We start from the raw sequence: 22212 nt of genomic DNA, 5'->3' as shown, positions 1-22212 counted from the left end.
TTAGCCGCTAAATAGCAAAAAGCCTGGCGTCATCGTCAGGCTTTTTGTTTTTAGCATCAGTTATATTGCAGGGTGATCGTCCCGGTGGCATTGGCGGTACCGGGGGTAATGGTTTCCCCTATTTTATGGTAGTTAGCCCGGAAGGTCAGAGTTTCATTGGCGGAAGCGCCGCCAGGGTTGGTCGCGTCAGCATAGGTACTAGCCGTGTCGGTATCACCGGAAAAGGGAGTAGCGCCATCAGCGTCGGTCCCCGCAGACCAGGTTGAAGTGTCGCTGCGCTTTGAGTAAAAGATCGGTACCGTCTGGCCTGCGCTCATCAACACATAGAATCCGCCATTGGGAAGTTTTCTTTCCAGCTGTACCCCCACCCCCGTCGCCGTACTCCCGTCGCCATTATCGGATAGCGCAATAGTTGAGTTATCGCCGGACACCGTCGCCGCATTCATGGTCATCGAGACATTGGTTCCCGGCTCGCAGGTCAGATTGACGTTTTTTTCCGGACCGGAATAGACGTAGCCGGTACTATCAAATGCCGACACTTCGACATCCCCCATTGGGAAGTTGAGACTCGCCACATCCGCCGTACAGCCCATCGCATGTACTTCAACCGTGGTGGTCGACAGCGTCAGCGTGGAGGCGATGTCGCCATCACTGCTATCAATACTCTGCGTTTCGCGATAGTCGACCCGCGCCAGCGGGCTCGGTACGTTAAACGTGCCGCTGGTTATCGGCCCGCCGGTGGCGATAATTTGCACCCGATAAGCGGAATTGTTGAGGGTGTGGTCGGAGCCCGCCCCGGCATCGTGTTCCTGCCAGCTGTTATCGATCGCCCGTTCGTCATCAAACGGACCCGCCTGATTAATGGTATAGACGCGAATACCGAGCCCGGTGGCGGTTGAGCCATTACTCAGCGGATAAACATTATCCTGCAGCGGGCTGGCGGTGGTTAACGCGCCGGCGTAGTGAAAGCCGACGTAATAGGTCCCCGCACAGTTCTTGATGGTTGTCGTGCCGCCGGACATATATCCGGAGTCATAAAGGATCTCGCCCGGCGCATAATTTTTACTGGAGACCAGTAGCTGCTGCGGCATCGCAACATAAGATTGCGATGGCGTGTCGTCGATACGATGACAAACCGCCTGGGCCGCCAGCGGAAACAGCCCCAACAATAACAGGGTGGCATATAAAAATTTTAACACGTTGTTTGCCTTAAATCGGGGTTAGTTATAGGTCACGTTCAACGTGACCGCGGAGCTGAATTTACCCGCCGTTGGGGCGCCATGAGGGGTGTACATGCGGGCAATAAATTTCAATGCGCCCGCGCCATTTTCAATGGGTACCGGATAACTCACCCCATTGGCCAGCGCCACGTGGATAGCTGGATAATCGAACAACTGCAATCCAACATCGGTAGCGCCATCGGCATCAGGCGTCACCTGATTGGCATAAATGACCGAGCCATAGGTCGAGTCTTCGGAATAGGGTGTGCCGGTGAAAGTGACGGTGGCCTGGCTGATTTCAGCAGTACAGCTGTCAAAACTGATGGTGACTGGAACGTTGCCGGTGTTACCGCCGGCAACAGAAAAGTCTCCTTTATAGTATTTCCCCAGATCTACGGTTTCAGGAGTGGTGACATTACAGGTCCCTGCGGCAATCCTGCCGTGAAAGGTAATATCACGTGTCTGCTGGAGATTATTATCCCGAGCCAGAGCTGGCATTGCGCTAACCAGCATCCCCGTTAAAAACAGAACAGCATATAAAAATTTTGACATCTCTCCTGCCTTTTATCAGGTAACTAGTTATAAACAACGTTCAGGGTGACGACGCTCTGGAACTCCCCGGTGCCGGGGTTGTGGCCTGGGGTTGCCATTCTTGCGACAAAAATTATCTCACCGGCATGACTGTCTGACTCGAGAGTGACGTCATGACTCTGCCCGTTAGACATTTGCCAGTGATCCGCATCGGTTAATAATTCCAGTGCAACATCGGTTGCCCCGCCCCCCTCTGCCGTAATCCCGTTGGCAAAATAGAATGGCTGGGTTCCATCTACGGCACCGGTAAACGCTACCGTCGCTTTAGTCAGCGAGGGAGAACAGTTAGTGAAAGAGACGGTGAACGGGACATTGTCCGTGCTATCGCCCTCATTAATAAAATCCGTTGGCAGATAGGTTCCCAGTTCAACGGTCGCGGGATAGCTAACATTACAGCTGCCTGCCACAATATTCCCCGTGACGCTGAAGTTAATGACATCCTGTGTGTTGTACGCCAGCGCAGACGGCAGCCCGGCAACGAAGAGCAGGCCCGTCGCCGCCATGCGTCGGACGGTAGCAAAATGAAAGCGTGACATCAGTGAGCCCCCGGGACGGGATGACATATCCCGTTGATAAACAGAATATCGGCCTGCGACTTCGCGCCCGCCAGTGAGTAGTCAACGGCACACTGTTTGTTCGCCCCGTCGCCCCACTTGACCATCAGTTGCCCTTTATCGGCGAGACCAACCAGGTACACTTCGCCACTGTCGCCGACGATGCTGCTGCGGGTGTCGTCCGAATCATCACTGGTTTGCGTGACTACCGCGCCGAACGGCACCGGCTTACCGTTGAAGATCAACGTCATCATCGCCTTCCGGCCAATCCAGGTGTTGTACTTCACGCGGACCACCGCGCCTTTGGTCGGCACCACGGTTTTGGCGACGTTATCAATGGCCGCAGTGGCATCGCTGGCCTCCACGGTATTGAGCGAAATCTGGTTACTGTGGTACGGACGCACGTACGGCACAATCGCATTACCAAAGTAGTCGGTATGGACGTTAGTCTGACCGTTGATCGGCACCCCGGAGACGCCCGGCGTTTCCACCAGCGCTACGCTGTCATTCAACTGACGGGCCAGGGTAATACCGCCGCTGTGAACCACCATTCCGCCGCGCAGGCTATAGTTCAGACGACGGCTGTAGTCGTCGTAGCTGTAACCGGCGGACACATCGGCATACGAGCTCTGGTAGCCGACGGTAACGTTGCCGTTGGTCGCTTCTGCATCGGCGTTATAGCCTTCCGATACCTGCCAGTTGAGCTGGTTTTGCTGCATTGCGGTGCCGGAAATACCGATGTTATGCGTGGTATCGCCGTGTTTGCTGCTGTTCATCGAGTAGTTAGCCGAAATCGACTGCGCCGCTTCACTATTGCTGAAGGCGCTGAACGGTACGCTAAAGTTAAGCGAGAAGACGTTATCGTCATCGTATTCATCAGAATCGTTGCCATAACCGCCATCAACGTTTTTCGTGTGCGCATAGTTCAGCGAGTACGATACCGGCCCCAGCGTGCTGCTGAAGCCGAGGTTCAGCGAGTCGGCGTGCTGGCTGTTCCAGTAGGAGGCGTCATACATGGTCAGGGATAACGTACCGAAAGGCAGCGTCTGCGAGATAGTCACGTCGAAACGGTTACGTTCGCGACCGTTATCGATGGCGCTGTTGCCCGGGTCCCAATCATTGAGGAAATCCTGGAACGACAGATAACCGCGGGTTGAGAATTTGTAGCCAGCCACCGCAATATCGGTGTTGGTCTGCTGCAGCGTCTTGCTGTAGCGCACGCGGTACGACTGGCCGCTATGGTGTTCCATCTGCCGTATATTGTCCGGCTGCGGGACATCCGCCCACGACTGTGAAATATCAAAAGAGAGCGCCCCGGCGCTGCCGAGGTTAAAACCGGTACCGGCAATCAGGTTAGAGTATTTGTCTTCCGCCTGAATATAGCCGCCATACAGCGTCACGCCTTTGCCGACGCCCCAGGCCGCCGATCCCTGGACAAAGTTAAAGTCTTCCGCCCGCGAATCCGAGCCGTCCTGGCGGGTTTTACCCGCCACCAGGCCATACTGCACCTGTCCTTCGCGCTGTAGCACCGGCAATGTGGCGTAAGGGACGATGAAGCTACTTTGCGAACCATCAGACTCTTTGATCACCACTTTCAGGTCGCCGGAGCTACCGGTCGGGTACATATCGCTGAATTCGAATGGCCCCGGCGGCACCGTAGCCTTATAGATGCTGTGTCCGTTCTGGTACACCGTGACCTCGGCGTTGCTGCGGGCGATACCGCGGATCACCGGCGCGAAGCCCTGCATGCTGTCCGGCTTCATATCATTATCGGAATACATCTGTACCCCGGTAAAACCCACGCTATCGAACACGCCGCCACGGGTGGTGCCCTGCCCGAGAACCAGTTGGCTTTTCAGAGATTTAATATCGCGGGAAGCGTAGGTGTACACCGAATCCCACTCACTTTCGGATTCAGAGTGGCTGTAGGTGGAATAGTTACGCAAACGCCACGCCCCCAGGTTCAGCCCCGGCTGTAGGCTGACGAACTGGTTGCTACTGTCCACGCCATTACGGTGGTGCAAATCCTGCTGACCAGAGACGCTGTAGTTAAGCAAACCGGCGGCAATACCTTCATCCCATCGTTCTGGCGAAACGTAGCCACGGGCGGTGTTGAGCAGGGCAACCTGCGGGATAGTGAGATCAAAGCGCTGATTCGCCAGATCCATTTTCTGTTCCAGACCCGGAATAGCCTGCAGGCTGGCGCACTCGCTGGCTTTGTCCTGTTCGCTAAAGTAGTTATCGACCCGCACATTCCAGGCTTTCAGCTCAGACACGCTCAGGCACGCTCCAACAACCTGCCCGGCAGTGGTGTTTTTGTCGTCCGACAGCTTGCGAAAGGAAATGGTTTTAGTATCCACCAGGCTACCGTTGATATAAATATCGACGTTATAGTCACCAGGCGGTACCTCATCTTTGGCAAACAGACTGAGATCCATCATTGGCCTCTCTGTACTATCCGTTTCCAAAAGACGAGGGTTAAAATGTTCCTGAGCATTGGTGCTGAAAGAACTGAAGGCAATACTGAGCCCCAGCCCTAAAGAAAGGACATAGGTATGCTTAACTTTTTCCATTATTACCCTGTATCCGTACGGGATACGTACCGTGCCGATTAATATGAAGAGACTTTGTCCTGACCTTTCACGCCGTAATCATTAATCAGCGACCAGGTCACTTTGCCGTGGGAGGGGATCTTCCCTTCGGAAATATTCAGCGTGGAGAACGGTGCGACAAAATATTGGCCGCTGAGCGCATGATTATTAATTTCTATGCGGGAGAAGTTCATATAAAACGGCGTCGGGTTATTGACCTGCACACCACCGGCAGCCGGCTTCCATACCACTTTATTTGCACTGCTTTCCGGCGACTGGCCTTTGAGCGCAACCGGGCGATAGATCAGCTTAATTTTCGAATTGATGGCAATCTGCATGGTATTTTTGCCAGCAGAACTATCATCCGTAGCGGGAATACCTTTTACGTTTAGCCACAATAATGATTCGCGATCTTCCGGAACCGGCATCCCTGAACGAACAATACGGATCGACGCTTTTTTCCCGGCTTCGAGGCGAAACAGCGGCGGCGTAATAATCATAGTTTCTTTTTTCAGCGCGCTACCTTCGGCGGGACTGACCCAGGATTGCACAAGATTGGTAACTTTGTCCGAGTTTTCCACGGATAACGAGGCGGCCTGATGGGAGCCGTCAAAAATCACCCGCGTTCCGCCGGTAACGATACTGGCAGACGCATTCAGGCTGGCAACGGCGGCCACACAAAAAACAAAAGCTGCGATGGGTTTCATTATGCACTCACAAAAATATAAGGAGGGTTTCCCCTCCTTCAGGATTAGTTATAACGGACGTTATAGGTCACGACGGACTGAACCGTACCAGCAACAGCCTGATCAACAGCAATCATCGATGCGGTGTAGGTCTCGGTAGCAGAACCAGAGTCCAGGGTAATAGGATCGTTGTCTGCATTGTTCTTCACGATGGTGCCATTAGAACCGCCTTGCTTCAGTTGAACGGCAACGTTTTGTGCAGCAGTGACACCAACCCCACTGGCAGTATTCGCGAAGTACGAGTCATCACCAGCCACCGGGTCAACCGGCGCAGAGAAGACAATATTGACATTGGACGCAGTCGGGCACTGGTCCAGATTAAAAACGAACTGTTTCGGCGCGCCGAGGTCACCTTTTGCTACCAAATCAGTTGCTGCCACGCTGCCCAGTTCAACGGTTGCATCCGGAGTACCGCCATCAACAGTGATATTGCAACCCGTCTCCAGCACTTCACCGTTAAAGGTAATGGTGTTAGATGCCATCGCTGCCGCGCTCATGCCAAAAGTCAGAACCAGAGCTGCGCCGATTTTAGTAAGTTTCATTCTTTAATATCCCAATAAAAATAATAAACATCGCAATTATTAACGCTGTCATCATGACAATCGAAAAGCATTATCACCAAACGCCCATTAAATAATGCACGTTCAGTGATAATGCTTATTAACTCGCTTCGAAAAAAATGGGCGTTAATATGTATTTCTAAATACTCGTTCGAGTCCATATTTAGACTACAAGATATTTACAGATTGATTCAAACTGGATGTATTTAATTAAAAACTTACGCAGGGTTGACTGTTTGAAAAAACGACCAGGGAGAAGAAAAAATGAGTAATGATAGCTGACAAGATGTGAATTATAACCATTAATGATTACGTCATTAGTTATAATCTAATTAAAAATACTTGTCACGCCCTTTAATTCTACATAAAAAGGCCCGGAATATCCGGGCCAGTCATTTAACGCTTATCTTCCGCCAACAGCGGTGGAATATGCGGCACCTGCGGCGCCTCATCAATATCTTTCTGCGTCATGCGAAACGCTTGCGGATAATGTTCGCGGCTGGTACGACGCAGCGGTTCGGTATTACGCCAGGTATAGAGGCAGTGCTGGCACTGATAAACGATCCATACCCCTTTTACCGGCGACGTCGCCATCACTTCAATCTGTTCATCAGCGCAACGTGGACAAATCATCTTCTTCTCCTTATTTACGGTTGGCCAACATGGCGGTCAGTTTTTCAGCCCAGGCTTTGGTTTCCGGTAAATCCTGCACCGGCTGGCTGTAGTGACCGCGAAGGTCCGGCGCAACCGGGGTGGTGGCGTCGATAATCAGTTTGTCGGTGATCCCCGCCGGGCTGGAACCAGGGTCGAGCTCCAGTACCGACATGTTCGGCAACTGCACCAGGTCGCCCGCCGGGTTGACCTTCGAGGAGAGTGCCCACATCACCTGCGGCAGGTTGAACGGGTCGACATCTTCATCAACCATAATGACCATTTTCACGTAACCGAGGCCATGCGGGGTAGTCATCGCCCGTAATCCCACCGCGCGGGCAAAACCGCCGTAGCGTTTTTTGGTGGAGATAATCGCCAGCAGGCCATGGGTGTACATGGCGTTGACCGCCTGCACTTCCGGGAACTCGGCTTTCAGCTGCTGGTACAGCGGCACGCAGGTCGCCGGGCCCATCAGATAGTCGATTTCGGTCCACGGCATTCCGAGATACAACGATTCAAAAATCGGTTTTGTGCGATAAGAGACTTTATCGATACGCACCACCGTCATATTGCGGCCGCCTGAGTAGTGGCCGGTGAACTCGCCGAACGGCCCTTCAATTTCACGCTTGCGCCCTTCAATCACCCCTTCAAGGATCACTTCCGAGCCCCAGGGTACGTCAAAGCCGGTCAGCGGTGCGGTGGCGATGGGATACGGGCTTTCGCGCAGCGCGCCCGCCATCTCATATTCTGACTGGTCATATTTCAGCGGCGTGGCGCCCATCAGGGTAATAATCGGATCGTTACCCAGAGTGATGGCAATGGGCAGATCCTCACCGCGCTCTTCCGCTTTATGCAGATGCAGCGCAATATCGTGCATCGGTACCGGCTGCAGGCCCAGCTTGCGCTTGCCTTTCACTTCCATCCGGTAAATGCCGACGTTCTGTTTACCGAAGTTGTCCGGGTCAAGCGGATCGCGAGAAACCACGCAGGCTTTGTCGAGATAGAAACCACCGTCGCCATCGTTCAGGCGGAACAACGGCAGAATATCGAACAGGTTGATATCGTCGCCATCAACGGTGTTTTCCGCCCACGCTGGATTAGCGCGACGCTCCGGCGTTACCGGGAATTTATCCCAGCGGCGAATAAATTCATCAATCTGTTTTTTCACCGGCGTGTTTGGCGGCAGCCCCAGCGAAATCGCGTGGTTTTGCCAGGAACCGATGGTGTTCATGGCGACACGGGCATCGGTAAAGCCGCGAATGTTATCGAACCACAGCGCTGGCGCGCCGTCGCCGATGCGCCCTGTGGCGTTAGCGGCAGCGGCGAGATCCGGCTCGGCATTCACCTCTTCGCTAATTTTTAGTAGTTGCCCCTGCTCATCCAGCGCCTGCAAAAAGCTGCGTAAATCATCAAAAGCCATGACTAATTCTCCTGTGATAAATTCTCGACCGCGCGCAGGCCGTTCCAGCGGCGCGCTTTGCGGTATTCGAGACCAAACTGATCCAACACCCGCGTCACGATATGGTTGGTGATATCCTCCACCGTTTCCGGGTGGTTGTAGTAGGCAGGCATCGGCGGCACCATCGCCACGCCCATGCGCGACAGCGCCAGCATGTTCTCCAGATGAATGGTGCTCAGCGGCATTTCACGCGGCACCAGAACCAGCTTGCGCCCCTCTTTCAGCACGACATCCGCCGCGCGGCCGACTAACCCTTCCGCATAGCCTGCGCGGATACCTGCCAGCGTTTTCATGCTGCAGGGGATAACAATCATGCCGTCGGTACGAAACGATCCTGATGAGATGGTCGCGGCCTGATCCGCCGGGCTATGGCAGAAGTCCGCCAGCGCGGCGACTTCACGAGCGCTATAGGGCGTTTCCAGCTCAATAGTGGTTTTTGCCCATTTCGACATCACCAGGTGCGTTTCCACATCCGGCATTTCGTTCAGCGCTTGCAATAGCGCGACGCCCAACGGCGCGCCGGTCGCCCCGGTCATCCCAATAATCAGTTTCATTCACTACCTCATACATTGTTCGTATACGAACCTTTGTATTAAAACTACGCTCATTTTTACGGGATCTCAATATCGTTCGCATACGATCCGCATCAATAATCAAAAAAATGAGATGTGAAAAGAAGCCGTAAATGCGGCTATCATAAAGGTGATATTTTTGTGACGGAGTGTTCATGGAGTTACGTAACGAGGCGTTCCACCTTCTGCGCCAGCTTTTTCAACAGCACACCGCGCGCTGGCAACATGAATTACCGGAACTGACCAAGCCGCAATACGCGGTGATGCGCTCGGTCGCCGAACATCCTGGTATCGAGCAGGTGACGCTTATCGAAGCGGCCGTCAGCACGAAAGCGACGCTGGCGGAGATGCTAAGCCGGATGGAAAAACGCGGGCTGGTGCGCCGCGAACACGATCCGACAGATAAACGTCGCCGCTTTGTCTATCTGACGAATGAAGGACAGGCGCTGCTCGCAAATTCCATGCCGCAGGGCAACCGTGTCGATGAAGAGTTTTTGAGCCGCCTTAACGAAGAGGAGCGCGCGCAGTTTTCCCGGCTGGTGCTGAAAATGATGGAAAGTAAAACCGCGGATTAAGCGGTTCGCTCGCGCAGAAAATCGATAAATGCCCGGACCTTGGTTGGCACATGCTGCGCGTCCGGGTAGACGGCGTATACCCCCTGAGAGGGAAAAATATACTCCGGCAATACCCGCACTAGCTCCTGCCGCGCGATGGCTTCAGCCACCAGCCACTCCGGGAGCAGCGCCACCCCGCTTCCCGCCAGCGCAAAGCCCATTAACGCTTGTGCGCTATCGGCTGAGATCCGCGGTGGTTGCGTAATTTCAAAAGCGATCGATTGCCCTTCGACGGTCAGGAGCTGCCAGCGTAGCGGGGTCGCTAAGCGCTCGTTAACAATCCACGCCGCCTGCGCCAGGTCGGCAAGCGTGCGCAGCGGATGTTTATCCAGCCAAATCGGCGAGGCCACGGGCACGATGGCGAAACGCGAAATCCGAGCCGCGTGATAGCGTGAATCGGCCAGGGTACCGAGGCGGATCGCGACATCAAAACGTTCAGAGATCAAATCCGCGTGATACGACGATGAGACGTGGCGCACCCGCAGCGCCGGATGTCGACGAGCGAATTCCGCCAGCGCCGGGATGATCACCTGCGCGCCATATTCCGGGGTGGTGGTGATCCGCAGTTCACCACTTAACCCGGTGTGGCTGGCGCGCACCTCGTCCTGTAAATTCTCCGCGGCTTTCAGCAGCCCAACGCCGCGCTGGTAAAACACCGCCCCGGCTTCGGTGAGCGTTAACCGGCGCGTCGAACGCAGAAGCAACGTCACCCCCAGCTCACTCTCAAGCTGGCGAACGTTAAAACTGACCACCGCTTTGGTCTGGCCAAGCGCCGTCGCCGCGGCGGTAAAGCTCCCGGCATCAACAACGGCGACAAACATGGTAACGCGCTGCAGGTTTAGCATTTGAATAGTGCTTATTGTCAAAAATTTTTAGACAGTATATCCCTGAAAAGCGCGTTTATCCGCCCCTGAGGCGCGGTTTACAGTAATCGCCTGCATTGCCTGCAGCTTAACCTGGAGTAAACATGAACCCATGGATCCAAGAAGTTATCGACGCCCACGTAATCATTGAACAATGGTTGGGCCGGAAAGAAGGTAGCGCGCAAGCGCTAATGAGCCGCTTTGCGCAAGAATTTACAATGGTCCCTATCAGCGGCGCAAAGATGGATTACCCAACGGTAAGCGGTTTTTTCCATAGCGCAGGCGGCAGTCGCCCGGGATTAAGTATCGTGGTTGATAATGCGCAGGTGTTGAGCGAATGGCATGACGGCGGCGCGGTGCTGTACCGCGAAAGCCAGACCCTGCCGGAACAAGGCGAAGTCGTGCGCTGGTCGACGGCGATATTTCAACGCATTGAGGGAAAAATCCTCTGGCGTCACCTGCAGGAAACCCGTATCGGTTAATACAAAGGAAAAGGCCCAATCGCTGGATTGGGCCTTTTTGAGAGAAAACGATTTATTCGCGGAATAGCGCTTCGATGTTTAGCCCCTGTCCCTGCAGGATCTCCCGCAGGCGGCGCAGGCCTTCCACCTGAATCTGACGCACGCGTTCGCGGGTCAGGCCGATTTCACGACCCACATCTTCAAGCGTTGCGGCTTCATATCCCAGCAGCCCGAAACGACGAGCCAGTACTTCACGCTGTTTGGCGTTCAGTTCGAACAGCCATTTGACGATGCTTTGTTTCATATCATCGTCCTGCGTGGTGTCTTCCGGGCCGTTGTCTTTTTCATCGGCCAGAATATCCAGCAGCGCTTTTTCTGAATCACCGCCCAGCGGGGTATCCACTGAGGTAATGCGCTCGTTCAGACGCAGCATACGGCTAACGTCATCAACCGGTTTATCCAGCTGTTCGGCTATCTCTTCGGCGCTTGGCTCGTGGTCCAGCTTATGCGACAACTCGCGCGCGGTACGCAGATAAACGTTCAGCTCTTTCACAATATGGATAGGCAAACGAATGGTACGGGTTTGGTTCATAATCGCCCGTTCAATCGTTTGACGGATCCACCAGGTGGCGTAGGTTGAAAAACGGAACCCACGCTCCGGGTCAAACTTCTCAACTGCGCGGATCAGGCCGAGGTTACCTTCTTCAATCAGATCCAGCAGCGCCAGACCACGATTGCTATAACGACGAGCAATCTTCACCACCAGACGCAGGTTACTTTCAATCATGCGACGGCGTGAAGCAACATCTCCACGTAGTGCGCGACGGGCGAAATAGACTTCCTCTTCGGCCGTCAGCAGCGGGGAATAACCAATCTCACCAAGATACAGCTGTGTCGCATCGAGAACGCGTTGGGTGGCGCCTTGCGACAGCAGCTCTTCCTCAGCCAGATCGCTATCACTGGGTTCCTCTTCTACTAAGGCTTTCTCGTCGAAAACCTCCATTCCGTTCTCATCAAATTCCGCGTCTTCATTTAAATCATGAACTTTCAGCGTATTCTGACTCATAAAGGTGGCTCCTACCCGTGATCCCTGAGCAAAGCACCTTCCGCGACCCATCACTAAACGACGCCGGAGTTATCCTCTTTATACCTCCACTGAAGGAGGCATATCGCGACCGCCCTGGCGCCTTTCATGGTGTTACGCTTATCCGTACTTTGCCAAATTATCGCTGCGGTAAGTACTGCAGCGGGTTGACGGATTTCCCCTTGTAACGAATTTCAAAATGTAATCTTGTTGAGCTGGTTCCGGTGCTACCCATGGTAGCGATTTTCTGCCCCGCTTTGACTTCCTGTTGCTCCCGAACCAGCATGGTATCGTTATGAGCGTAGGCACTCAGGTAATCATCGTTGTGTTTGATGATAATAAGATTACCGTAACCGCGCAGTGCGTTACCGGCATAGACGACGCGCCCATCGGCGGTCGCGACAATAGCCTGTCCTTTACTGCCTGCAATGTCGATACCTTTATTGCCGCCTTCCGCGCCGCTAAAGTTCTCGATAACCTTGCCATCAGTCGGCCAGCGCCATGATGAGATCGGCGAACTGGTAGACGTACTGCTTGCAGTCGGTTGGGTTGTGCTAACGGTTGATGGCGCCGTAACCGGAGCGACCGTTGTTGTGGTCGTTGCTGGTTTATTATTCGGCAACATCTTAGTAGCACTCTGTTCACCTGAAGATTCAGAATACGTAATAGTCGGTTGTGACGCAACCACTGCGGTGGATTTTTGTGCAGAAGTTGTGGTGGCCGTCGCACCGCCGCTTGCCTGCGCGCTAGCCTGAGATACCGGGTTTTCGCCGGTGATCGGCTGGCCTGCGGAGTTGCCGACCTGCAGCACCTGGCCCACGTTCAGCGCGTACGGCGCCGGGACGTTGTTGCGTTCCGCAAGGTCGCGGAAATCGTTGCCGGTGACCCACGCGATATAGAACAGGGTATCGCCGCGCTTAACGGTATAGGTACTGCCGCCGGTATAGCTACCTTTCGGAATATCGCCATATTTACGGTTGTAAACAATCTTACCGTTCACCGTCTGCACCGGTTGTTGAGCCATCGGCTGAACCTGAGTCGGCTGGGTCTGAATTGGCTGGGTCTGCATCGGTTGAATCGGCTGAGCCGGAGGAACTTGCTGCGCGCCGGAGGATGGCGGTGTAATCAGCATCCCGGAATTGGTGCTGGAGGACGCAGCGCCGCTTGCCGAATTCACCGGCGCAGGCGGATTATTGGTATTTGTACACCCGGCCAGCCAGAGTGAAACCAGTGACAACGCCGCAATACGGCTTACGGTAAATTTTGGGCTTCCCGCGCTCATTTATCCCCCAGGAATATGTTAACTGCCAATATCTTGCTTACCGGGCAGCGCCCGGCCAGGACACTGAAAAATGTGTCCACCCTACGCCTAAACTTAGGCAAAAAAAACCTGGAATAATCCGGGTTCAGGCCAGTTCCCCTCTGACGAGCGGAACAAAGCGAACGGCCTCGACGGTATCGATGAAAAATTCGCCGCCGCGGCGACGGATCCGCTTCAGGTACTGATGTTCTTCACCTACCGGTAAAACCAGCACGCCGCCTTCATCAAGCTGCGCCATCAGCGCGGCCGGAATTTCCGGCGGCGCGGCGGTGACGATAATCGCGTCAAAAGGCGCGCGAGCCTGCCAACCCTGCCATCCATCGCCATGACGGGTTGAAACATTATGTAAATCAAGTTGTTTAAGACGCCGACGCGCCTGCCACTGCAGGCTCTTAATCCGCTCAACCGAGCAGACGTGGTGCACGAGGTGCGCCAGGATCGCCGTCTGATAGCCGGAGCCGGTGCCGATTTCCAGCACTTTTGAGTCCGGCGTCAGTTCCAGAAGCTCCGTCATCCTCGCCACCATATAAGGCTGCGAGATAGTTTGCCCCTGGCCAATCGGCAGCGCGGTGTTTTCCCACGCCTTATGTTCAAAGGCTTCATCAACGAATTTCTCGCGCGGAACCTGCGCGATTGCCTCGAGGACTCGCTCATCGACGATGCCCTGAGTACGTAGCTGATTCAACAAACTTTCAACACGTTTACTTACCATTGCGTATCAACCCCGACGCGTTCTAACCAATCGGTTACCACCTCATGTGCCTGATGAGCGGTTAAATCGACATGCAATGGCGTGACGGAAACATAGCCTTCATCCACCGCCGCAAAATCGGTTCCCGGCCCGGCATCGCGCTTATCGCCCGGCGGGCCGATCCAGTACAGCGTATTGCCGCGCGGATCTTTTTGCGGAATGACCTGGTCGGCCGGATGCCGGTTGCCGCAGCGGGTCACGCGAATGCCTTTGATTTGCTCGAGGGGAAGATCCGGCACGTTGATGTTGAGGATCCGCCCGGTACGCAGCGGCTCGCGGCTTAACGCGCGCAAAATCGTACACGTCACTGCCGCCGCGGTATCGTAATGTTGATAGCCGTTCAGCGAAACGGCAAGGGCGGGAAAACCAAGATGGCGGCCTTCCATCGCCGCCGCAACGGTACCGGAATAGATAACGTCATCGCCAAGATTGGGGCCCGCGTTGATTCCTGAGACCACGATATCCGGGCGCGGACGCATCAGCGCGTTAACGCCAAGATAAACGCAGTCGGTCGGCGTGCCCATCTGGACGGCGATATCGCCATTTTCAAAGGTGAACGTGCGTAGAGAAGATTCCAGCGTGAGCGAATTTGAGGCGCCGCTGCGATTACGATCGGGTGCAACAACCTGGACCTCGGCAAATTCGCGTAAGGCCTTCGCCAGGGTTTGGATCCCCGGCGCGTGGATACCGTCATCGTTACTCAGCAATATTCGCATAGTCACCCGTTGTATTGATAAGTTCCCTTACCACGCTGGTGGCAAAACTTCCCGCTGGCAGCCAGAAGCGCAGTTCAACAGTGACATCATCCCACCAGTTCCAGCACAATTGCTGCGGATACAGCAGCATCGCCCGGCGCGCGGCTTCGACTTTTTCGCGCGCCAGCAGCGCCTGTAGCGACGTTTCTTCGGCTATCGCGGCTTGCTCGGCGGCCAGCGCGTCGCGTTGGCTGCCCCAGTCGCCGCTGCCCGGCAGCGCAGCGGTAATCATCAGCTCGCGGTTATCGACCCGCGCCTGCAATTCCGCCAACTCTTCGGTGGTTGCCACAAACCAGCTTCCGCGCCCCGCTAATTGTAGCGCATCGCCATCAACAACCTGATTAAATTCCGTTTTTTTTAATCTAATTGCAACTTGCTGATTAAACAACGCGCTGCGTGCCGCCGACAACCAAAAACTGCGTTTATTGCGATCGCGCACCGGCTCGCCGCTCTCGGCCCAGCGCAATGCGCCCTGCAAGTTACTGCCGCCGATACCAAAGCGCTGCGCGCCGAAATAGTTCGGCACGCCGGCGGCGGCTATCGCCTGCAAGCGCTTTTCGACATCGTCGCGATCGCTGATTTCCCGCAGGATCAGCGTGAACTGGTTGCCCTTCAGCGCGCCTAAACGCAGCTTACGCTTATGGCGGGCATACTCCAGCACCTGGCAGCCTTCGAGCTGAAATTTGCTCAGATCCGGCATCTCTTTGCCCGGCACGCGGGCGCACAGCCACTGTTCGGTGACCGCGTGCTTATCCTTTTGCCCGGCAAAGCTCACTTCGCGCGCATGGATTTTAAGGAATTTCGCCAGCGCGTCGGCAACGAAACGGGTGTTGCAGCCATTTTTCAGAATCCGCACCAGCACATGTTCGCCTTCGCCATCAGGGGCGAAACCGAGGTCTTCGACCACCAGAAAGTCTTCCGGATTAGCCTTCAGCCGCCCCTGGCCCAGCGGCTTGCCGTGCAGGTATGTTAAGTCATCAAAGGCGATCATTGCGCAGCCTTACGCAGCAGCGCCACCGCTTCACAGGCGATGCCTTCGCCACGGCCGGTGAAGCCAAGCTTCTCGGTGGTGGTCGCTTTCACATTGACGTCGTCCATATGGCAGCCGAGATCTTCGGCGATAAACACGCGCATCTGCGGGATATGCGGCAGCATTTTTGGCGCCTGGGCGATGATGGTGACGTCAACGTTGCCAAGGGTATATCCCTTAGCCTGAATCCGCCGCCACGCTTCACGCAGCAGCTCCCGGCTATCCGCGCCTTTAAAGGCCGGATCGGTATCCGGGAACAGTTTACCGATGTCGCCGAGCGCCGCGGCGCCCAGCAGCGCGTCGGTCAGCGCATGCAGCGCGACGTCGCCATCGGAATGGGCGAGCAGCCCTTTCTCATAAGGAATACGTACCCCGCCAATAATAATTGGCCCTTCACCGCCAAAAGCGTGTACGTCAAAACCGTGTCCAATTCGCATTAAGCCTTCTCCTGGTGTCGGGAACGGGTAAGGTAAAATTCGGCCAGCGCCAGATCTTCCGGGCGCGTTACTTTAATATTATCAGCTCGTCCGGCGACCAATTCGGGATGGAAGCCACAGTACTCCAGCGCCGACGCTTCATCGGTGATGGTCGCGCCTTCATCCAGCGCGCGCGTCAGGCAGTCAAATAGCAGTTCACGCGGGAAAAATTGCGGCGTCAGCGCATGCCATAAATCATTGCGTTCGACGGTATGGGCGATCGCGGTTTTGCCCGGTTCGGCACGCTTCATGGTATCGCGCACCGGCGCCGCAAGTATGCCGCCGACGCGGCTGGTCGCGCTTAGCGCCAGCAGCCGCGAGAGATCGTCCTGATGCAGGCACGGCCGCGCGGCATCATGAACCAGCACCCATTGCGCATCCGCTAACGCTTTCAGCCCCGCCAGTACCGAATCGGCACGCTCGGCGCCGCCGTCAACGACGGTGACCTGCGGATGGTGGGCTAAGGGAAGTTGACTAAAGCGGATATCGCCGGGGCTAACGGCGATGACCACTCGCTGAACGCGCTCGTTCGCCAGCAGCGCGGCGACCGAATGTTCGAGAATCGTTTTGTTACCGATTGAGAGATATTGTTTCGGGCACTCCGTTTGCATACGGCGGCCAAAACCGGCTGCCGGCACCACGGCGCAAACGCCCGGAAAAGTGGCTGCCATATTGTCATCCTGGGCTTGTTTATCGATTATTCTGCGCAGAACCCTGATTGCGTTTTGATGCATCCGGCACCAGACGATAGAAGGTTTCGCCCGGGCGGGTCATGCTGAGTTCATTGCGCGCGCGTTCCTCGATCGCCTCCTGACCGCCGTTGAGATCGTCAATTTCGGCGAAAAGCTGATCGTTGCGCGCTTTTAATTTGGCGTTAGTGGCCTGCTGAGCGGAGACATCGTCATTAACCCGGCTATAGTCGTGCAAACCATTTTTGCCAAACCACAGCGAGTACTGTAGCCAGACCAGCAAAGCTAATAATAGCAGCGTTAATTTACCCATCCTGCCCCCTGAAAAACGGCATCATCATCCCATAACTCGCCGGAGTACTCTACCCTGGCGCGCGGACGATGCCGCGTAACGCGGGGACTGTACCACATTTTTGCGATGGATACCCAGGCTTGATTCATCCCAAAAAGGCTATCCCAACAGCCAGAGGAACAGCAGACCAAACATCAGCCCGACGGTTAAAATCGTCGCGCAAACGCTGTAAATCAGCTTGCCGTCCAGTAATGAATGTAGCGCAATACCGACCACCACGGCGACCGGCATAATGGCAAGGAAGAAAGGCCAGGTATAGAGGAAGAAAAAGAGCGTATTACCGCCATACATGAGGAAGGGAATACCCAGCGCCAGCAGCCATGAAATAAAGCCCACGGCGGCGCCCGACAAAGACCAGGTGGTCTCGTCGCCGGCCGCCGGAGGCGGTTCTGAACGAATAATACTGAGGTTCTGGGTATTGCGCATATCGAATCCTGTTGACCGGGCGACCGGCACCCCTCGATGCCGTTGCCTTTTCAGGATCTGATAATATCGCTCTGTCGAAGCAGGTCTAATAGTTGGTGCACCAAATTTGTTACCAATTGTTCACCATCCAGATGAATTTCAGCGTTCTCCGGGGATTCATAGACCGAATCAATACCGGTAAAATTACGCAGCTCCCCTGCCCGCGCCTTCTTGTACAGTCCTTTCGGATCCCTCGTCTCACAAGTGGCCAGAGGAGTATCGACAAACACTTCGATAAAGCGTCCTTCCCCCAAACGCTCGCGCACCATCTGCCGTTCCGCTCGATGCGGAGATATAAACGCCGTCAATACAACCAGCCCGGCATCGACCATCAGCTTAGCCACTTCACCGACGCGGCGAATGTTCTCTTTGCGATCGTCGTCACTGAATCCCAGATCGCTACACAGCCCGTGGCGCACATTATCGCCGTCAAGCAAATAGGTGCTCACGCCAAGCTCGTGCAGCGCCTCTTCCAGCGCCCCGGCGACGGTGGATTTACCCGACCCCGAGAGGCCGGTAAACCACAGCACCACGCCGCGATGGCCATGATGCTGTTCGCGCTGCTCGCGGGTGACAGGATGCGCATGCCAGACGACGTTTTCGTCATGTCGGGCCATTACTTACCTCCCAGCAGATCGCGCGCGTCCCAGTGCGGGAAGTGTTTACGAATCAGCTGATTCAGCTCCAGCTCAAAGGGGCTGTACTGTGACGTCGGAGCCTGCGCCTGCAGGTGCGGTTCGTTGACCATTCCCGCGCCCACCGTCACGTTGCTCAGGCGATCGATAAAGATAAGCCCGCCGGTCACCGGATTGTCCTGATACGGATCGAGCACCAGCGGCTCGTCAAAGGTCAGCTCCACCAGCCCGATGCCGTTCAGCGGCAGGGTTTCGACTTCACGCTGGGTCAGATTATTGATGTCCACCTGATAGCGGATAGCGTCAACGCGGGCGCGGGTTTTCTTGCCAGCCACTTTAATGTCATAGCTCTGGCCCGGCGACAGCGCCTGTTCCGCCATCCACACGACGTCGATGCTGGCGCTTTGTACCGCAGGTAACGAGGCTTCGGCGTCAACCAGCAAATCGCCGCGGCTGATGTCGATTTCATCTTTCAGGACGATAGTGATCGCTTCCCCCGCTCCGGCCTGCGGCAGATCGCCGTCAAAGGTGACAATACGCGCCACGTTCGACTCCACGCCCGACGGCAATACTTTCAGGCGCTGGCCAACGGTGACCGTACCGGAAGCGACGGTGCCGGAGAAGCCGCGGAAATCCAGGTTCGGACGGTTCACGTACTGCACCGGGAAGCGCAGCGGCTGGCTTTCAACCTCGCGCTGAATGTCAACGGTTTCCAGCACTTCCAGCAGCGTCGGGCCGCTGTACCACGGCATTTTATCGCTCTGGGTGGCGACGTTATCCCCTTCCAGCGCCGACAGCGGCACGAAACGGATATCAAGCTTGCCCGGCAGCTGTTCGGCGAAAGTCAGATAATCTTCACGAATTTCATTGAAGCGCGCTTCGCTGAACTCGACGAGATCCATTTTGTTCACCGCGACCACCAGGTGCTTAATCCCCAATAGTGTGGAGATAAAACTATGGCGGCGAGTCTGGTCGAGCACGCCTTTGCGGGCGTCAATCAGCAGGATCGCCAGATCGCAGGTGGACGCGCCGGTCGCCATATTACGGGTGTACTGCTCATGGCCCGGCGTGTCGGCAATGATAAATTTGCGTTTCTCAGTCGAGAAGTAGCGATAGGCGACATCAATGGTGATGCCCTGCTCGCGCTCGGCCTGCAGGCCATCCACCAGCAGCGCCAGATCCAGTTTCTCGCCCTGAGTACCGTGACGCTTGCTGTCATTGTGCAGGGAAGAGAGCTGATCTTCATAAATCTGGCGCGTATCGTGCAGCAGGCGGCCAATCAAGGTACTTTTGCCGTCATCGACGCTGCCGCAGGTCAGAAAACGCAGCAGGCTTTTGTGCTGTTGCGCGTGCAGGTAAGCTTCTACGCCGCCTTCATTAGCAATTTGTTGTGCAATCGTAGTGTTCATGGCGGCTCCTTAGAAATACCCCTGACGTTTTTTCAGCTCCATGGAGCCTGCCTGGTCGCGGTCAATGACGCGCCCCTGACGTTCGCTGGTGGTGGATACCAGCATCTCTTCAATAATTTCCGGCAGCGTTTGCGCGTTGGACTCTACCGCGCCGGTCAGCGGCCAGCAGCCGAGGGTACGGAAGCGCACCATCTGCTTTTTGATCATCTCGCCCGGCTGCAGATCGATACGGTCGTCATCGATCATCATCAGCATGCCGTCGCGCTCCAGTACTGGCCGCTCTGCCGCCAGATACAGCGGAACGATTTCAATATTTTCCAGGTAGATGTACTGCCAGATATCCAGCTCGGTCCAGTTAGAGAGCGGGAAGACGCGGATGCTTTCGCCTTTGTTAATCTGGCCGTTGTAGTTGTGCCACAGCTCCGGACGCTGATTTTTCGGGTCCCAGCGGTGGAAGCGGTCGCGGAAGGAATAGATACGCTCTTTAGCGCGGGACTTCTCTTCGTCGCGGCGCGCGCCGCCGAATGCGGCATCAAAGCCATATTTGTTCAGCGCCTGCTTCAGGCCTTCGGTTTTCATGATATCGGTGTGCTTGGCGCTGCCGTGGACGAACGGGTTGATGCCCATCGCCACCCCTTCCGGGTTTTTATGCACCAACAGTTCACAGCCGTAGGCTTTGGCGGTACGGTCACGGAACTCGTACATCTCACGGAATTTCCAGCCGGTATCGACGTGCAGCAGCGGGAACGGCAGGGTTCCCGGATAAAACGCTTTGCGCGCCAGATGCAGCATTACGCTGGAATCTTTACCGATGGAGTACATCATCACCGGGTTAGAGAATTCGGCGGCCACCTCACGAATGATATGGATGCTTTCCGCCTCCAGTTGCCGCAGGTGAGTGAGTCGTTTTTGGTCCATAACCGTTCCTTAAGCCAGATTTACCACCGAAGAGTTAAACCCCTCGCTAGATGTTGTGTGTTGAAACCAGGCGAGCTGCTGATGCAGCTGTACCACTTCGCCCACCACCAGTAGCGCGGGCATTGGGGCATCTTTCGCCAGATGTTCGAGCTGTTGTAACGTGCCGGTCAGCGTCTGCTGATCCTCGCGGGTGCCGCGGGAAATCACCGCCACCGGGGTATTCGCGTCGCGGCCATGGGCGATCAGCTGAGCGCTGATGTCCGCCGCTTTCATGGTGCCCATATAAATCGCCAGCGTTTGTTGGCTCTTCGCCAGCAGCGCCCAGTCAAACGGCGCGCTGTCTGATTTATAGTGACCGGTGACAAAGACAGCGCTTTGCGCGTAATCGCGATGGGTCAGCGGGATGCCGGCATAGGCCGTCGCGCCCGCCGCGGCGGTAACGCCAGGCACCACCTGGAACGGGATCCCGACGGCGGCGGCGGCCTGCAGCTCTTCAGCGCCGCGCCCGAAGATAAACGGATCGCCGCCCTTCAGGCGCACTACCGTTTTCCCCGCTTTGGCGGCCTCCACCAGCATTTGATTCGTTTCGTGCTGCGGTACGGAGTGCTCGCCCGCGCGCTTGCCAACGCAGATCATTTCGGCATCGCGGCGCACCAGTTCCCGCACGCTCTCGGTCACCAGGTGGTCATAAAACACCACGTCCGCCTGCTGAATCGCCTGCAGGCCGCGTAGCGTCAGCAAGCCGGCATCCCCCGGCCCGGCGCCTACCAGAATAATTTCGCCCACGCTGCGTTCCGGCCTGTCGAGTTCATCCTGCAGCGCCCGTTCCGCCGCCGCGTGGTTACCGGCCACCATCAGGCTGGCAAAACGCCCGGTGAAAACGCGCTCCCAGAAGCGACGACGCGCTTCGGTGGTGGTCAGCCGGGTTTTCAGATGATGGCGCCAGTAGCTCGCCGTTTCAGCCAGTCGCCCCAAATTTGTGGGCAGTAGCGCTTCGATTTTTTCACGCAGAATGCGCGACAGCACCGGCGCCTTGCCGCTGGAGGATATAGCCACCAGCAGCGGCGATCTGTCGACAATAGAAGGAAAGACGAATGAGCACAGTTGCTGGTCATCCACCACGTTCACCAGGCGGTAGCGCGCGTTAGCCGCGGCAAACACCCGCTGGTTGAGTTCACGATCGTCGGTGGCGGCAATGACCAGAAATACGTCGTCCACCTGCTGTTCATCAAAGGCGGTTGCCCGCCAGCTGATTTGCTGACGTTCAACCTGTTCAGCGAGCTCTGGCGACAGGACGGCGGCGACCACCTGTACCTTCGCCTGCGCCCGCAGCAAGAATTTAATCTTGCGGACGGCAATTTCACCACCGCCGATAACCAGCACGGGTCTCTCTTTCAACTCGGCAAACAGGGGCAAGTAATCCACGGCGCAACAACTCTCTTACA

25 protein-coding genes are annotated in these 22212 nt (G+C 55.8%); 2 read left to right on the top strand and 23 right to left on the bottom strand.

Translation table 11 applies throughout. The features are described from left to right. Window positions 1–56 precede the first annotated feature (56 nt). From PGR29_RS15575 to PGR29_RS15535, 9 genes are all read right to left on the bottom strand, one after another. Entirely contained in the window at window positions 57–1199 is a 1143-nt protein-coding gene (locus PGR29_RS15575; RefSeq protein WP_316424809.1) for a type 1 fimbrial protein, read from the bottom strand. Window positions 1200–1220: 21 nt separating this feature from the next. Next, window positions 1221–1772, bottom strand: coding sequence for a fimbrial protein (locus tag PGR29_RS15570; RefSeq protein WP_213317180.1), 552 nt, complete (start codon window positions 1770–1772; stop codon window positions 1221–1223). A gap of 23 nt (window positions 1773–1795) precedes the next feature. Continuing rightward, a complete protein-coding gene (locus tag PGR29_RS15565; protein ID WP_087858568.1) occupies window positions 1796–2347 on the bottom strand; it encodes a fimbrial protein in 552 nt (183 codons plus the stop codon). Then, window positions 2347–4938, bottom strand: a complete 2592-nt coding sequence (locus tag PGR29_RS15560; RefSeq protein ID WP_087858569.1) for a fimbria/pilus outer membrane usher protein — start codon at window positions 4936–4938, stop codon at window positions 2347–2349. The genes PGR29_RS15565 and PGR29_RS15560 overlap by 1 nt, the downstream gene beginning before the upstream one ends. A gap of 38 nt (window positions 4939–4976) precedes the next feature. After that, window positions 4977–5663, bottom strand: coding sequence for a fimbria/pilus periplasmic chaperone (locus PGR29_RS15555; protein WP_015703286.1), 687 nt, complete (start codon window positions 5661–5663; stop codon window positions 4977–4979). Window positions 5664–5707: 44 nt separating this feature from the next. Continuing rightward, the gene (locus tag PGR29_RS15550; RefSeq protein WP_015703287.1) at window positions 5708–6244 is read right to left on the bottom strand and encodes a fimbrial protein; all 537 of its coding nucleotides are present in this window, start codon (window positions 6242–6244) and stop codon (window positions 5708–5710) included. A 414-nt stretch (window positions 6245–6658) separates the two neighbouring features. Continuing rightward, entirely contained in the window at window positions 6659–6895 is a 237-nt protein-coding gene (locus PGR29_RS15545) for a non-oxidative hydroxyarylic acid decarboxylases subunit D (RefSeq protein ID WP_087858570.1), read from the bottom strand. 10 nt (window positions 6896–6905) lie between these two features. Then, window positions 6906–8333 carry a non-oxidative hydroxyarylic acid decarboxylases subunit C gene (locus PGR29_RS15540; protein WP_045361374.1) on the bottom strand — a complete coding sequence of 476 codons (1428 nt, stop codon included), beginning with the start codon at window positions 8331–8333 and terminating at the stop codon, window positions 6906–6908. A 2-nt stretch (window positions 8334–8335) separates the two neighbouring features. Beyond that, on the bottom strand, window positions 8336–8926 hold the full coding sequence (locus tag PGR29_RS15535) for a non-oxidative hydroxyarylic acid decarboxylases subunit B (protein WP_087858571.1): 591 nt from the start codon (window positions 8924–8926) through the stop codon (window positions 8336–8338). Window positions 8927–9099: 173 nt separating this feature from the next. Between PGR29_RS15535 and PGR29_RS15530 the strand changes: the two genes are divergently transcribed. Further along, window positions 9100–9519: a MarR family winged helix-turn-helix transcriptional regulator gene (locus PGR29_RS15530; RefSeq protein WP_087858572.1), complete on the top strand. Its 420-nt coding sequence runs from the start codon at window positions 9100–9102 to the stop codon at window positions 9517–9519. Here PGR29_RS15530 and PGR29_RS15525 read toward each other — a convergent pair. Continuing rightward, window positions 9516–10403: a LysR family transcriptional regulator gene (locus PGR29_RS15525; protein ID WP_087858573.1), complete on the bottom strand. Its 888-nt coding sequence runs from the start codon at window positions 10401–10403 to the stop codon at window positions 9516–9518. The two genes, PGR29_RS15530 and PGR29_RS15525, sit on opposite strands and share 4 nt — an antisense overlap. A gap of 122 nt (window positions 10404–10525) precedes the next feature. On the opposite strand from PGR29_RS15525, the gene PGR29_RS15520 reads away from it, so the two are divergent. Beyond that, window positions 10526–10903: a DUF4440 domain-containing protein gene (locus PGR29_RS15520; protein WP_015703291.1), complete on the top strand. Its 378-nt coding sequence runs from the start codon at window positions 10526–10528 to the stop codon at window positions 10901–10903. 52 nt (window positions 10904–10955) lie between these two features. Here PGR29_RS15520 and rpoS read toward each other — a convergent pair whose 3' ends face one another. From rpoS to cysG, 13 genes are all read right to left on the bottom strand, one after another. Next, window positions 10956–11948, bottom strand: coding sequence for an RNA polymerase sigma factor RpoS (rpoS, locus tag PGR29_RS15515; protein ID WP_015703292.1), 993 nt, complete (start codon window positions 11946–11948; stop codon window positions 10956–10958). A gap of 157 nt (window positions 11949–12105) precedes the next feature. Continuing rightward, complete coding sequence (nlpD, locus tag PGR29_RS15510; protein ID WP_045361378.1) at window positions 12106–13248, bottom strand: murein hydrolase activator NlpD; 1143 nt, start codon at window positions 13246–13248, stop codon at window positions 12106–12108. A gap of 124 nt (window positions 13249–13372) precedes the next feature. After that, window positions 13373–13999 carry a protein-L-isoaspartate(D-aspartate) O-methyltransferase gene (locus PGR29_RS15505; protein WP_087858575.1) on the bottom strand — a complete coding sequence of 209 codons (627 nt, stop codon included), beginning with the start codon at window positions 13997–13999 and terminating at the stop codon, window positions 13373–13375. Continuing rightward, entirely contained in the window at window positions 13993–14754 is a 762-nt protein-coding gene (surE, locus tag PGR29_RS15500; protein WP_015369987.1) for a 5'/3'-nucleotidase SurE, read from the bottom strand. Before surE ends, PGR29_RS15505 begins: the two co-directional genes overlap by 7 nt. Further along, window positions 14735–15784 carry a tRNA pseudouridine(13) synthase TruD gene (truD, locus tag PGR29_RS15495; RefSeq protein WP_087858576.1) on the bottom strand — a complete coding sequence of 350 codons (1050 nt, stop codon included), beginning with the start codon at window positions 15782–15784 and terminating at the stop codon, window positions 14735–14737. The genes surE and truD overlap by 20 nt, the downstream gene beginning before the upstream one ends. Continuing rightward, the gene (ispF, locus tag PGR29_RS15490) at window positions 15781–16260 is read right to left on the bottom strand and encodes a 2-C-methyl-D-erythritol 2,4-cyclodiphosphate synthase (RefSeq protein WP_015703296.1); all 480 of its coding nucleotides are present in this window, start codon (window positions 16258–16260) and stop codon (window positions 15781–15783) included. The genes truD and ispF overlap by 4 nt, the downstream gene beginning before the upstream one ends. Then, window positions 16260–16970, bottom strand: coding sequence for a 2-C-methyl-D-erythritol 4-phosphate cytidylyltransferase (gene ispD, locus PGR29_RS15485; RefSeq protein ID WP_047039060.1), 711 nt, complete (start codon window positions 16968–16970; stop codon window positions 16260–16262). Before ispD ends, ispF begins: the two co-directional genes overlap by 1 nt. 19 nt (window positions 16971–16989) lie before the next feature. Beyond that, on the bottom strand, window positions 16990–17301 hold the full coding sequence (gene ftsB / locus PGR29_RS15480; protein ID WP_015369983.1) for a cell division protein FtsB: 312 nt from the start codon (window positions 17299–17301) through the stop codon (window positions 16990–16992). Window positions 17302–17439: 138 nt separating this feature from the next. Next, entirely contained in the window at window positions 17440–17766 is a 327-nt protein-coding gene (locus tag PGR29_RS15475) for a DUF3561 family protein (protein ID WP_047044281.1), read from the bottom strand. A 50-nt stretch (window positions 17767–17816) separates the two neighbouring features. Further along, the gene (gene cysC / locus PGR29_RS15470) at window positions 17817–18422 is read right to left on the bottom strand and encodes an adenylyl-sulfate kinase (RefSeq protein WP_047044279.1); all 606 of its coding nucleotides are present in this window, start codon (window positions 18420–18422) and stop codon (window positions 17817–17819) included. Further along, window positions 18422–19849, bottom strand: coding sequence for a sulfate adenylyltransferase subunit CysN (gene cysN / locus PGR29_RS15465; RefSeq protein WP_087858578.1), 1428 nt, complete (start codon window positions 19847–19849; stop codon window positions 18422–18424). The genes cysC and cysN overlap by 1 nt, the downstream gene beginning before the upstream one ends. 9 nt (window positions 19850–19858) lie before the next feature. Next, window positions 19859–20767 (bottom strand): sulfate adenylyltransferase subunit CysD, encoded by a 909-nt coding sequence (cysD, locus tag PGR29_RS15460; protein WP_015369979.1) that lies wholly within the window; start codon window positions 20765–20767, stop codon window positions 19859–19861. A 9-nt stretch (window positions 20768–20776) separates the two neighbouring features. Then, entirely contained in the window at window positions 20777–22183 is a 1407-nt protein-coding gene (gene cysG / locus PGR29_RS15455) for a siroheme synthase CysG (protein ID WP_316424918.1), read from the bottom strand. Window positions 22184–22212: the final 29 nt, after the last annotated feature.

The organism is Klebsiella sp. 141203, assembly GCF_032601985.1.
GTDB classification, from domain to species: domain Bacteria; phylum Pseudomonadota; class Gammaproteobacteria; order Enterobacterales; family Enterobacteriaceae; genus Klebsiella; species Klebsiella aerogenes.
Note: the sequence above shows the minus strand (reverse complement) of the source record. Positions and strands in the feature narration are given on the sequence as shown.